We start from the raw sequence: 13,147 nt of genomic DNA, 5'->3' as shown, positions 1-13,147 counted from the left end.
ACATAGTATGTAATCGACATCTCACCGCCCTGAACAGCGTCACCGCAATTTTGTTCAATACTTCACACTGACGCTATCGCAAACTTCTGAAAAATCCAATAAACACAAAGAAGAAACATGACAATTTCATTAATTTTACCAATGATTGCATTTGCCATAGCCGCATCGATTTCACCAGGCCCCGTAAATCTGGTGTGTCTAAGCAGCGGCAGCCGCTATCCCCTTTCCAAAGGGTTAATTTTCGTCACAGGTGCAACCCTAGGCTTCATAGCCCTGTTCATTACCATAGGCATGGGGCTATATTCTGTGCTGTCAGTGGTACCTGGATTTAATGCATTCTTACGCTGGGCCGGCGTTACATTTTTACTTTATCTTAGTTTTCTGCTGTTTCGTGATGATGGACGCCTACCAGAAGATGAAAAACGCAAAGCACCAGGGTTTATAACCGGCGTTATCATGCAGTGGGTCAACCCCAAAGCCTGGTTGGCATCAGCTTCGGGCATTGGAGCTTACACCAGTGGTCACGACTTACATGAGGTCATCGTGTTTGCGACGCTATATATGCCAATCTGCTGGCTATCTCTGAGTTGTTGGGTTTATGCTGGAGTCTACCTACGTCGATACGTTCAACGCCCTATAGTACTGGTTACGCTGAACCGAGTGCTCGCTTTTTTACTCGCCGCCAGTTGTATCTATCTGCTGATTGAGTAATGACTGTCGGTATTGCTTCGGTGTTGCAGCCAGCAATTTCTTAAAGGTGCGTTGAAAGTGCGGCTGGTCGGCAAACCCGGTGTTAAAAGCCGTTTCCGCAATAGGGATACCCTGTTTAAGCTCATGTTGTCCGCGCTGGATTCGATAGTTAATCAGATACGCATGCGGGGTGAAGCCAAAGTAATGTTTAAATGTGCGGATAAGATGACCTGGGCTATAACCGGAGATCTCGCACAACGTATCCAAGGACACCTCCTCTATAGCATGCTCTTTCAAATAGGCTGCCAACACTTGCAAGTTATCGGGGGGCTTGGGTTGCGATACCACCTCTTGGTCAGCTAATTCGAACATCAAGGCAGTGAGGTACTCAACCACAACGGTTTGCTTTTCCAACAATTCACTATCTGTTCTAAGCAAACACTCTGCCACCCGACAATAGCCTGCGTACCATTCAGGGCTTGATAGGATAGCCGTGGAAATATCCTGCCAACAAGGAGTATCTAAAAGACCAATCTCATATCGTAGATTGGTTAACCAGTTGGTATCGATATACAGCATCAGGTAACCCCAAGGTTGGTTATCGATCGGATTACAAGCATGAATCCACTCTGGGTTCATGATTACCAGAGTTCCAGCACTGACCTTATATTGGTTATCTCGGTAGACAAACGTGCTGTTACCCTCAACGATCGCTCCCAAGGACCATTGGCTATGACTGTGTGGGGCATAACAGACCTTTCGCCCGTCACCAACCACTCGAAGCTCCACATAGGGCATCCGTGAGTCTCGCCAAAACATAGGCTTTCTTGGATCGTTCATTGCCAACAGATATCCTTGATGTCTTTTTGAGTGCTAAGGCCACATTCCGGTAAATTCCCAAAGATATTCTATGAGATTCAAGTGAATAGGCGTAATACGGTTTGATTAAATCAATTTAATCTAAAACCAACTAGCCGCGAATTCAACTCCGAAGTGCACCATGTGTAATATCAATACATTACACAATTTACTCTAAAAGCTATGATGAAATTTCTCCACAAGACTCGGGGCAGTTCCGTATATAAATGGTGGTAAGCAGATATTAAGTAGAACTACTACTTATATGCCATACATGGTCTTCTAAACAACATCAAAATCAGGTTAACACATGTTTTTTAACTGGCTTCTTTTTTTGGATGCAAGGGCATCAACTTGGCAACAAACCTTAATAATAACATTACATATTTCATTGCTTTCTTGTGTCATATCATGATTTAAGACCCACGTTTTCACTAGGGTGAAAACAAGTCTTTCTGCTTGGCTTAGCTCAAGATTTTGAGTCACTTTCATAAACAGAAGATGGCTGCTCGTGAATAAACAATTGAGAACTAACCTTTCATTTAACGGCGTTTCTAAATTATGTTGAACTTTAGTAAGCCATTGAGGCTCACCTTCACTATAAACCAATGCAACAATTACATTTGCAACGGTACTTAGTTCTGTCGCCCCACCGAATAGTTGCTTTACTTGTTCACAACTTTGCAAGCTCAACTGTAGGCTATGCCCTAATTGAGCTTTATTCCACTGATGAATAATTGAACGAACAAAAGTCATTGATTTACCACTTAGCGATAAATAGCTACAGCCCTAGGAGTAACATTAAATAAATCTCTTATATATAAAAGAAAATCTCTTCCTATAAGGGAAATACCTTTAAAATATTCTGTTTCAGCATTTAGATAAGCTAGCTCTAAACACCTATCTCCCCATGGGAGTAAATGCTCCGCAAGCAACTCTGTTATCACTTTTTTAAGCCTTTCGTCTTCTGATTGTTTTTGCAACTTTTCAAATAGAAAAGCGAGCACTGCCATTATCAGACCAATATGATCGATTGGTTCATTACTCTTCATGGCAATATTTATATTGTGAGCAGCATAAAATTCTTGCAACTCTTTGGTACTGCTATCATTTAGTAGTAAAGAAGCACTTGTATAAGACGATCCCCATGGCGGTGCTATCGGGGTTCCAGGTCCATAGAATAAGTTTCCATAGTCAAGTTTTAGTTGAATAATTTCCTGTTCATTATTTGCCCAACTTTCAATGTAAGAAATTAGGTGTTCCAACCCAACTCTTTCTCTATCAGTATTGGATAAACGAGGCCAACTTTCACCTATACTATTACTTTTAAAAGTATTTATTAGATCTGACTCAGGATAAACCGTCAACACTGAGTGCATAACGTTTGCAATAGCCTGTATATCTTGAAGCTTTTCATTATTCATATTGTTCACAGTCGCTTTGCAGATGAAAAAATAATAGGGTGCAAGATGAGTCTCACACCCTATTCAACTTATTTAAACTTCTCGAATATTTAAAATTCGTCCATTCCCAGCACCTGAAGGCTGCGCTTTTCTAGACGCTTTCACAATTAAATTAGGTGAAGTTATTGAAGCTGAAGGTAACGGAGCAAAATGACCATCACCATTACCATATTTAGCACGGAGGTTTACCATCGTATCAAAATCTAATGCGCGTAAAGGGCACCCTTCAACACAAATAGGTTTTTTCCCTTCTGCTAAGCGATCAATACATCCATCGCACTTAGTCATCACCTTCCTCTCAAGATCAATTTGAGGCGCATCGTAAGGACAAGCACGTGAACAACTCTCACAACCAATACATAAAGATTCTTCAACCAACACTAAACCATCTTCTTTACGCTTATGCATCGCCCCTGTTGGGCAAGCCTTTACACAAACGGGTTCAGAGCAGTGATTACACCCTATAGAGGCATAGTAAGCGAAAACGTTTTGTTCATAACTGCTATCGCCATTTTGCTCCCATGAACCGCCTCCGTATTCATAGACTCTACGCCATAGCATCCCAGGTAAAGGTGAAACACCGCTATTGGTCACGTCATCTTTATTACGGGTTTTACCAACCATTCGATCTTTACAGGCAATATGGCAAGTTTTACAACCAGTGCACTTACTGCTATCAAAATAAAATCCTAATTGAGTTTCCTGTGTCATTTCTACTTACCCCTTAAGCTTTAACTACCTGAACACGATTGGTATGTTGTGGATTACCCTTCGTTACAGGTGAAGGATGATATTTAGTTATAGTATTGATACAGCCCCCTACATCTAGAATATGTCCTGAAGGACCGACCTTTCCATTTGCATCAGGCTTGTACCAAGCACCTTGTCCTAAAGAGCAAACACCAGGCGTTACTCTTGGGGTCAATTTCACAGGTAATTCCATTGAGCCTCTATCGTTGTACACATGCACTGTATCTCCATCTGACAATCCACGATCCGCAGCGTCCATGGGGTTCATCCAAACAGCATCCTCAACGGCTTCTCGTAACCAAGCAACATTATGGTAACTAGAGTGAGTACGGCCTTTGGTGTGATAACCACACAGTTGTAATGGGAAACCAGCATCAATACTGTCTTGATCCTCATATCCATCCCATGTGATCACATATTGAGGCAGTGGTGTGATCTTATCCCCATTAGGTAAAGACCAAGTTGCCGCTTTACGAGCCAGTGACACAGAGAAAATCTCAAACTTCCCTGAAATAGTCGGTCTTGGATTGGCCACGGGATCTTGAATGAAAGACTGATAAGCAATGACAGGTGAAGACATGTACTTACGAAAAACACCAATTTTTTGCGCTTCTTCATAGGTGTCTGGCATATCAACGTCTGTATTCATTGACTTGGTCTGTTGATACAGCTTTTCGCACCATTGTTGACCCGATAATCCTTCAGTAAATTCAGCTCCTTTACCCATCGCTTTTGCAATACCTGCACAGATGTCATACATTGATTGCGCGTCACCCAAAGGTTTTAACGATGTACTCATGAAGGTGGCGTAAGCCATCTGTCCTGACGCGTAAGAATCATTTGCGTAGTCGACAGATTCAAGCCAAGTGCTATCAGGTAACAGGTAATCCGCAAATTTAGCAGAAGGCGTCATCCAGCAATCACTGACAATGACGAGTTCACACAAACTGTCATCTTCAAGTATTTTGGCTGTACCGTTACTATCAGAATGTTGATTTATCAGCGCGTTCCCAGCACAGTTAATAATAGCCTTAATATTTGTGCCTAATTGTGCAGGATTATTATCATACCGTTCTTGGCTTCCACTCGCCTTAAAGCGAACACCATCTGTTGTGCCACTAAAGTCTTTACCTCTCACTACTGCGTCTGACCAAGTGTATACAGGAATGGTGACATCGACTGGATTCGAGCCTTTGGGCATTCCAGCAACCCCAAAGCTGTAACTTGTTGGCATAGCACCGCTATTGACACCTGCTTTGCCAATTTTTCCAGTCATGATCGCTAGCGTGTATACGGCACGAGTAGCTTGATCGCCATTGGCATGGCGACTGATACCTGCGCCAGCAGAAATATATGGAGCATCAGCCGTCATAATAGCTAAAGCTAACTGCTTAATTTTGTTTTCTGGCACGCCACATATATTAGCAGCCCAAGTTGGAGTTTTAGCTCCCGCTGCAGCAAATACACCTTGGCCCATAATGTAATCATAATAGTTTTGGTCAGGGTCAACATATTGAGCATGTGAAGCAATGAAAGGATCTGAACTAAGGGCTATTGATGCCTTGCTATTCACTAGAGAAGCTCGATCATACCCAACAGCATACTTATCTAAAAAAGCCTTAGCGTTTTGATCAACCCACCCACTGCTAATCATTTGATGAATTACGGCTTCAATAAGTGCAGCATCTGTTCCGGGGCGAATAGCTAACCACTCATCCTCGTTCCCGCGCATTGAATCGGTATAACGAGGTTCAACCATCCAAACTTTTATACCTTTTTGATTATTTTCTAACGCTTTTACAAAGTCATAGCCTTCACCGCTACCACTCATACGAATTTCGTTAGGATTAAATCCGAAGCCAATAAACAGATCTGAGTTCTCTATCTCACTTAATGAACTACCACCTATGCTATCCCATTGGTCTCCATAAGTAGCCATACAAGCGGAGTAAACACCAGCCCATGAGTAATCCCAATGGTGATCTAAAAAGCCACCATTTAGATTAAGCAATCTTCCCCAAGTTGCGGTATTTGAAGAGAAGCCATAGTAGGCGCCTGTACCATAATGCATGTAGATAGATTCAGGACCATAACTGTCTTTAATCGCTTGAAGTTTATTACCGATTTCAGAATATGCTTGTTCCCAAGTAATAGGTACAAACTTGGCTTCGCCTCTTTTACCAACACGCTTCATTGGAGTACGCAGCCTATCTGTCGCATAAGTCCGTTGGCGCAGCGAGCGACCACGAGGGCAAGCTCGTGCATGATGATTGACACCATATTGATCTGTTGTTTCATGATCGGTCTCAATACGAGTAATGATACCGTCTTTGCTAAAAACCTTAATAGGACAATTAGAACCACAGTTAACTAAACAGGCTGACCAATTAATTGTCTCACCCGCAGTATCAGGAAGATCTGGCGGGGTAACATTGGCATCTTTTGCACTATTATTACATCCAGTGACTGTTGCCGCTGCCCCAATTGCTGCACTCATTTTTAAAAAGTTTCTACGTTCCATTAATATTTCCTCTCGTAGTATTTACGATGCGTATCAACGCAATTTGTAGCTGAACGACAACATCACTTGGTGTGCGTTATAGTTATGGTTGATATCACCTAAGGTCACTAACCCCGGGATACTGTTGACATCGGTTACTGCCGCATCAGTGTCGTAGTAACGTTCATAGCGGTAGCTTAAATTCAGTGTCATCAGCTCATTTAAGATATAGTCAGCATAAATATTCGCACTGTGGTTATAGCTGTAGTAATCATCGTAAGGTGATGTGATATCACTCGTGACATAAGTATTGCTATTAGAGTTGCTGAACAGATAATCCATACCAAGCGTTAACTTGTCTTCCATTAAGCCGTTGTAGCTCATACCCGTTCCCAGATTGATGAAGTCATCCTCAACATCTGCATACCAATTGGTTTGGCTTGAATTCGATTGATTCGAATTAATCCATTGTTGACCAGCAAAACCGTAAGCATTTAGGTGCTCACTGAGTTGCAAGCTCAAATTGATGTCGTAACCATAGTCTTCAGATTCAGTTAATCCTATCTGTGTCTCGTCATAATCATCTTTGGCATAACGCGTATTAATATCGACACTCACCCAATCAATTGGGGTGTGAGCTATGTTGAACTCAATGGAATTACGCTCTCTGTCTGCTAAGTAGTACTTGCGCATCAATGCGTTTTGTTCCGAAGAAGTGAACTCATCAGCATCATATTTCGACCCACTGCGACTAGCATGTTCAGCTTTAACCTTGATACTGAAGTTTTCTAACGCGCGGATATTAAATTTCACCCACAAGCTGTCGTCATATGTTTCTTCGCGTTCACTGAAACTGCGGTCAACTTCCTTACGGTCATAACCTCCTTGTAAACGGTAGCCGCTGGCGATTCGATAACTGGCATTAACCTTATAGGTGTTACGTTCATAATCCCGAGGGGTGTTTTGTCTAAATGCCCCCGTCAAACTATTAAAGTTGTACTGGGCAAACTCAGCGACAGAACTCTTATTGTCTCGTTCGCTGTAGTCGATACTTCCGCCAAGGCGTAAACGATTGCTGACCATAGAACTCACATTAAAACGACCATCAAAGGTGTCCACTTGACCATCCCAGTTTTGCAGTGGGTTACCACTCATCTGGATAAGATTTTCATCTTGTATCATTCGTCCGGTAATCAATTGGCCACTCATGACAGTGCGGTCAAGTTGGTATCGACCCGTTAACGACACTTGATGAGCTTGATTGTCTGGTGCAGCCGCAAATAAATCATTAGCGTAAGGCAAGCTTAAATCATTAATGTCATTGTCATAGGCGCTACCAAAGTAACTTAGCTCCGTAAGCCAGTTGTCGCCACGAAGGACGATGCCAGCATCCCATTGCTGAGTAGTAGCATCTACCGGTAATCCAAAGTTAATTGGGCTTGGAGTGACGACACTACTTGATTGATGACCAGATTTTTCTTCTTGACTATAGCGCAAATAGCCTTTGTAAAAATCTCTTCCATATTCAAAATCTAAACCGATTTTTTCACGCTCTAGGGCTAAGTCGAATTGGTTCACGCTCGCACTTGGCGTCAGCATGCCATTGTTTTGCCATAGATGACTTTGCACATCACCTGCGTTGTAGGTTTTTAACGTGCTGTAATTAAGCGCACCTTTATATAAACCAGCTTTCCCCCCTTGGAGATAGAGGAACCCATTATCCATTCCCAGCTGATCCGCTTGTACCTTGCCACTAAAACCCGATACGTCTTGATATCGAACATTGCCGCTCATCGCCGCAATAGCTCCATCTTCGGCGGTGCTTAATGCGTTACCAGCATGAATATCGTTAACATCGTTATATCCCGCCGATATGGTCACCTTACCTCGATAACCTTTGTTGTCGGTGCACCGCTGACACTCATACTGCGATTGATTAACGTTTGATGTGTTAGCGTTTCCCACACCAAAGTCAGCTGCATAACTTGAACCTGATACCGCCAATATAGACAGCGTGATTAAATTAACTCTGAATGACATCATCGTGCTCTCCATTAGCGTTGCAGCAAGCTGCCAGAAGGATGGTTAGAACCGTGAATTTGACTATGGCAATTTAAGCAACTCTTACCGCCCCCAAATGCATCCACTCCTGGTTCAGTAGCGACACGACTCGCATGACCGTCATTAGCGTGGCACTGTTGACATAGTTGCGGTGCACGATGATTCAACAAATCATCGTTGACACTGCCATGTGGGTTATGGCAAGTAACACAATCTTCGGTGACTGGCGCATGTTCCCAAAGGAAAGGGCCGCGCTTTTCTGTGTGACAAGAGAAACAAGTGTCGTTAACGCTTGACTTAACTAATGCACTTTCATTCATCGAACCATGGGGAGCGTGACAATCAACACAGCTCATCTGGTTGAATTTAAGAGGGTGTGATGAACGCTTGTTCATGTCGGCTTTTTCTTTAACGTGACAGTTAGTACAGCTGTCATTGACCGTCAACTTGTTCATAACGGGGTCATTGGCTGTGTGTACCTGGTGACAGTCGCTACAAGCAACCTCTTCAAGATTATGGGTGCTGTTATGCCAGCTCATCTGCTTAACATCATTGTGACAGCCTTGGCAGACCGTGTTTTGGGCACTGGCAGACAGTTTACTTTTATGCCCAAAGCTAATCATAGGCTCTTTGCCCCCTTTGTTGTGGGCTCCTTGAGGACCATGGCAAGCTTCACACTGCAATCCTGACATTGGAGATTTAGCTAACGACGTTTGACCATGAACACCATCAAAAATAGCCATTACTTTGTCATTTTTACGGTGACACATCAGACAAGAATCAGCGCCTTTAGGCGAATACATTCCCGCTTCAAACTTCTCTAACAACTTGGTTTCAAGCGCTTCGCTGCTCAAATTATCCCAAGGCACAGCATACAAATTTGGTAACCAAAACAATCCACAACTAATAAACATGATTAACTGTAAGATAGATCGCATTGTCAAATACCTCTCTACACTATATTCATTAAGGCCGATGAAATTTATTACTCAGAAGTTAACTAACAAGAATAATCTCATTTACCTGAACACCCATTCATTAGATGAAAATTTTAAAGAAAAAATGAATGAACTTAATTTTCATAAACATGAAAAATGACCTTACCCATATTTAGACGCTTAAAAAGCATCCTGACACCATTAAATCAAAGGTTAGCAGTCAAAACATTAATATCTATATATACAACTTGATATTAGATGTGACTTACTTAACACTTACTAAACTTAGTGATGCCACGATGTTAACTAGTAGTTCATCACAAATTAAAATTAACGCGTGACCAATGTCACATAAATAACAACAACAAAGAACATAATTTGTTTAATGATTTTTTAATTTGTAATGTTAATAAGTAAAACCAATAAAAACTCGCACTTACTCATCATACAAATAGGTATGTAAAATGGCTCAAGCAATATCGTTAACCTCTGAAATGAAAAGAAAATCAACTATATTCTTTCCTGAGGAAGTGAATTCTGAAATCGTTGAGTTTTTAACGTTAAATGGAGAAAAGAAAATATTCAAGAAAGGAGAGTCTATACCAAAATCAATATTACTCAATAATTTCATATACTTAAACGATGGGCTGTTATTCTATGTAAAACGAACTAATGACTACACAAGACCTAAATTTGTTAATGCCATCATCCCGAACCGACTAACAGATTATCATTTACTTCTGGATGACAATTGCACTTGTTGTAAGACGATAAAAGTTGCAAGGGACAGCGAGTTAACCTTAATTAATAAATCACTAATAAAAGGCTTAATAGAATTAAATATAAATCTTTTTACTCGATTCATGTTTGATTCAAATTATTTTACAGAGAGACAAACCGCACTAGCTATTTTTCTATTAACATCATCCCCTGAAGATAAACTAATAAAATTTTTATTTGACATACTGTCGGCATTAGAAATTAACTTCTATAATGAGTGGCTTAGAGTCGATATAAAACTAACAAGAGAAGAAATAGCCGACATATTACATATAAGTATAATAAAGCTAGACTTAATGCTCGGTGACTTAAAAAAACAAAACTTAATAAAAAAGAAAGACAATAGAATTTATGTCAACCAAAAATTATTTTCAGAACTTTCACCTTGCCCTTTAGGTAGGGAAGATGCTAGCGGATGTAAATCTAATAACATGTTAAAATTCAAGTCTCAAAATATGATCCTCATGAATAACACTAAAAATTAAATAATTGAAAAATTCCAACATTCAATGTAAAACATTGAATCGTATCAATTGTTTCTACTTATTTAAATCCATCCTATAATGACAATTAAACCTTATTCATCAGAATGATATAAAACTGAACTTCATATATAGTAAAAGGCCTCTATAAAAGTGACAACAACTGAATAGAACCTGAACTTTACTTCCGTTTTACTAGTAAGGACCATAGGACTTTACGACCTAATTTATTATTAACAACCATACTAAATATTAAGATGAATACGCAAATAAGCTCATTAGATAATCCAACATCTAATCTAGATCAGGAAAAGAATAACAAAAAGGCGAATCATCTCTGATCCGCCTTTCTCTGTTTTTAGACTAATTTGGTCACAAACTTAATTCGTGACTCACACTAAGCAGCTATTACATAATTACGTCGCTGGCGATGCTAATGCAAGACGAATGTGCCTCGACATTTAAATTACTGACAATTTACCTCTCAAAGGCCGAATTGAGAAGATAAAAACAAACCAAACTGGACATTTAAAATTTAGACAATTAAGAACTCATCCCAATTACTTCTTTTTTCTTTTATCTTTCAAGGGCGCATAGCGATCGTTACTATCTTTATTAATATGAGGCCCAATAGCCGCCACAGCAATTTTCCACTGCGTCTCTGAAATTGGTATAAATCCAAAGTATAGTCTTTTATGATGAAAACTATTGTTCCCTTGCTTGTTTTTTTTAGAAGGTTTCAAATGAAATTGACAATCAAGTGAATCATATTCTTTCCCATCAATCGCAAAATCAAATCTAAAATTTTTATGAGGGGAACCTTCCACGGTACAATCAAAAGTAGCTTTTGTAGCTATATGAGTTAGTTTGTCTTTAGTAGACCTTATAGATATTGGGCTACATTCATTTAAAGCACTCAAACATTTTGTGAATGCGATACTATAGTTGCAAAAACCATCAGTAACACGTCCTAATGTAGAGAAACAATCTTTGTGGAATTCTAGGTTATTAAAAAAAGATGTAGCTCTTTCATAATAGCTCTTATTGTCTATAGGGAAATGACCTAAAATGAACTCATAATGTTGATAAAAAACCGTTTCATTAGTGAACAAATATTTTACGTTGACAGAAGAAGATGGGGAATAAACGATGGTATTCTCACGTTCATCGGTGTTTGGCTCTTTATCAGCTCTTTCTAATAACTCATCATGCGAAAACGAACGATTCATCCCTCTTAAATACGTTCTGTCCAACAATAGTCTAAACCGAGTTATGGCTCCTATATCAGTTCCATATTCAAAATTAGAAACCTGTTCATTAATTGAAAGTCCAAAATCTTTATTGTGCAAAATATCATTCGCAACCTCGAAAGAAACTTTTGTATATGCACAAAGCTTCCTTAAATTTGGCAAGCTTTTAAATTGATTCTCTAACTCTTCAAAGCTTCTAAAATTTGGAGAAGCAAAGCTAAAAGTTGATATCCCTATCAGTGTTTTCATTTATCTTTTCCACTAAGAAGTATGTCCATATCGATTAATTGCTGATCAAAAAACTCTTCCGGCCACTCCGATAGTTGCCCATCTTCATCCACTTTTATTTTCTTAACAATACTTGATTCTTCACCTGAAATTACTTGGTATAAAGTCAGATTTTTACAATCCACTTTAGATAAGCGAGGCATGATTCTTATACCATTTATTACGTGATCACTGTGCGTCTCTATAATTACTTGAACCCCAGCTTGAGCGGTCAGAGCTATTAATCTCCCCAAATAACTTTGCCCCTTAGGGTGGAGATGTGCTTCTGGGTTTTCTATAATCACCAAACTTCCAGATTTTGCATTTAATAAAGCTAATACTACAGGTAAAACATAACTCAAACCAAAACCAACATTAACAGCTCTGTATTCTTGCCCACCAAATGAGTATTGATTGGTTGCAATATCTGCATCTTTCAATGCGCTGGCTTTGATAAATACGCCAGGTGATATCTCTCCCATCCAATGAAACAAGTTATCAGAAAAGGAAGTTGTAGACCCAGCAGCAATATTAGGGTGAAGCCTAGGGTCTTCAGCATGAAAACGTTGAATTGTTTGTTGAAAACTATCTAATACTTGAGCTGTATATTCACCATTTATTCCCAACCAGCCCTTAGAGCGTCTCTGAGTAGAATAAGGGTAATAACTCCTTGGTCCCCAGCGCTCAGCAGTCAAATATGTAAAATTGTCCGAGTAAAATTGTTCTAGCTGATTTCGCAACTCATCATTGCTTAATCGAAGAAGAGGTAAAGGATCCTCATCAACTGACTTCCGCTTAGTAGAAGAAAACTCTTTCTCCTCATACCCCCAAGCAATAGCTCCTTGATCAAGATAAAATTCTATCTTTAAAGAGTCGTCATCTGCATTTCGGTTATGAACATCATCGTATGTTCCAGGTTGAATAAAATCACCTGTAAGTAACAATTCAGAAGCAAAGTTGTTCTGTAACGCTAAAAGTAAAGCTTGGATTACCGTACTTTTTCCAGCCGAATTGTTGCCACAAAAGACAGTCAAGTTAGTGAAATCAAAATCTTGTTTCTTGTAGCACTTAAAATTGATTAAAGACACTTTATTAATCATAGATCTTC

Annotated in this window: 11 protein-coding genes; 2 read left to right on the top strand and 9 right to left on the bottom strand. The window is 39.8% G+C overall.

The genetic code is table 11. From position 1 onward, the window contains the following. Positions 1-117 precede the first annotated feature (117 nt). Positions 118-711: a LysE family translocator gene (locus K0I73_RS04075; RefSeq protein WP_220063254.1), complete on the top strand. Its 594-nt coding sequence runs from the start codon at positions 118-120 to the stop codon at positions 709-711. Here K0I73_RS04075 and K0I73_RS04070 read toward each other — a convergent pair. The 7 genes from K0I73_RS04070 to K0I73_RS04040 all read right to left on the bottom strand — a co-directional run bounded on the left by K0I73_RS04070 (position 673) and on the right by K0I73_RS04040 (position 9,236). Further along, complete coding sequence (locus K0I73_RS04070; RefSeq protein WP_220063253.1) at positions 673-1,530, bottom strand: AraC family transcriptional regulator; 858 nt, start codon at positions 1,528-1,530, stop codon at positions 673-675. The two genes, K0I73_RS04075 and K0I73_RS04070, sit on opposite strands and share 39 nt — an antisense overlap. A gap of 321 nt (positions 1,531-1,851) precedes the next feature. Beyond that, positions 1,852-2,304, bottom strand: a complete 453-nt coding sequence (locus tag K0I73_RS04065; RefSeq protein ID WP_220063252.1) for a hypothetical protein — start codon at positions 2,302-2,304, stop codon at positions 1,852-1,854. An 11-nt stretch (positions 2,305-2,315) separates the two neighbouring features. Further along, complete coding sequence (locus K0I73_RS04060; protein ID WP_220063251.1) at positions 2,316-2,972, bottom strand: TorD/DmsD family molecular chaperone; 657 nt, start codon at positions 2,970-2,972, stop codon at positions 2,316-2,318. A gap of 72 nt (positions 2,973-3,044) precedes the next feature. Then, on the bottom strand, positions 3,045-3,722 hold the full coding sequence (locus K0I73_RS04055; protein ID WP_220063250.1) for a DMSO/selenate family reductase complex B subunit: 678 nt from the start codon (positions 3,720-3,722) through the stop codon (positions 3,045-3,047). A 13-nt stretch (positions 3,723-3,735) separates the two neighbouring features. Continuing rightward, complete coding sequence (locus K0I73_RS04050) at positions 3,736-6,282, bottom strand: DMSO/selenate family reductase complex A subunit (protein WP_220063249.1); 2,547 nt, start codon at positions 6,280-6,282, stop codon at positions 3,736-3,738. 33 nt (positions 6,283-6,315) lie between these two features. Continuing rightward, on the bottom strand, positions 6,316-8,301 hold the full coding sequence (locus K0I73_RS04045; RefSeq protein WP_220064255.1) for an MtrB/PioB family decaheme-associated outer membrane protein: 1,986 nt from the start codon (positions 8,299-8,301) through the stop codon (positions 6,316-6,318). A 14-nt stretch (positions 8,302-8,315) separates the two neighbouring features. Then, positions 8,316-9,236 (bottom strand): DmsE family decaheme c-type cytochrome, encoded by a 921-nt coding sequence (locus tag K0I73_RS04040; protein WP_434086712.1) that lies wholly within the window; start codon positions 9,234-9,236, stop codon positions 8,316-8,318. A 488-nt stretch (positions 9,237-9,724) separates the two neighbouring features. Here K0I73_RS04040 and K0I73_RS04035 point away from each other — a divergent pair, with 488 nt between their 5' ends. Then, entirely contained in the window at positions 9,725-10,525 is an 801-nt protein-coding gene (locus K0I73_RS04035) for a Crp/Fnr family transcriptional regulator (protein ID WP_220063247.1), read from the top strand. A 557-nt stretch (positions 10,526-11,082) separates the two neighbouring features. On the opposite strand, the gene K0I73_RS04030 is transcribed toward K0I73_RS04035, so the two are convergent. Together K0I73_RS04030 and K0I73_RS04025 are read right to left on the bottom strand one after the other, a co-directional pair. Beyond that, complete coding sequence (locus tag K0I73_RS04030) at positions 11,083-12,021, bottom strand: hypothetical protein (RefSeq protein WP_220063246.1); 939 nt, start codon at positions 12,019-12,021, stop codon at positions 11,083-11,085. Next, positions 12,018-13,139: a DUF3696 domain-containing protein gene (locus K0I73_RS04025; protein WP_220064254.1), complete on the bottom strand. Its 1,122-nt coding sequence runs from the start codon at positions 13,137-13,139 to the stop codon at positions 12,018-12,020. The genes K0I73_RS04030 and K0I73_RS04025 overlap by 4 nt, the downstream gene beginning before the upstream one ends. Positions 13,140-13,147 lie beyond the last annotated feature (8 nt).

Origin of the sequence: Shewanella mesophila (assembly GCF_019457515.1) — a bacterium.
Taxonomy (GTDB): Bacteria; Pseudomonadota; Gammaproteobacteria; order Enterobacterales; family Shewanellaceae; genus Shewanella; species Shewanella mesophila.
The sequence above is the reverse complement of the archived record's forward strand: the minus strand, read 5'-3'. Positions and strand labels throughout refer to the sequence as shown.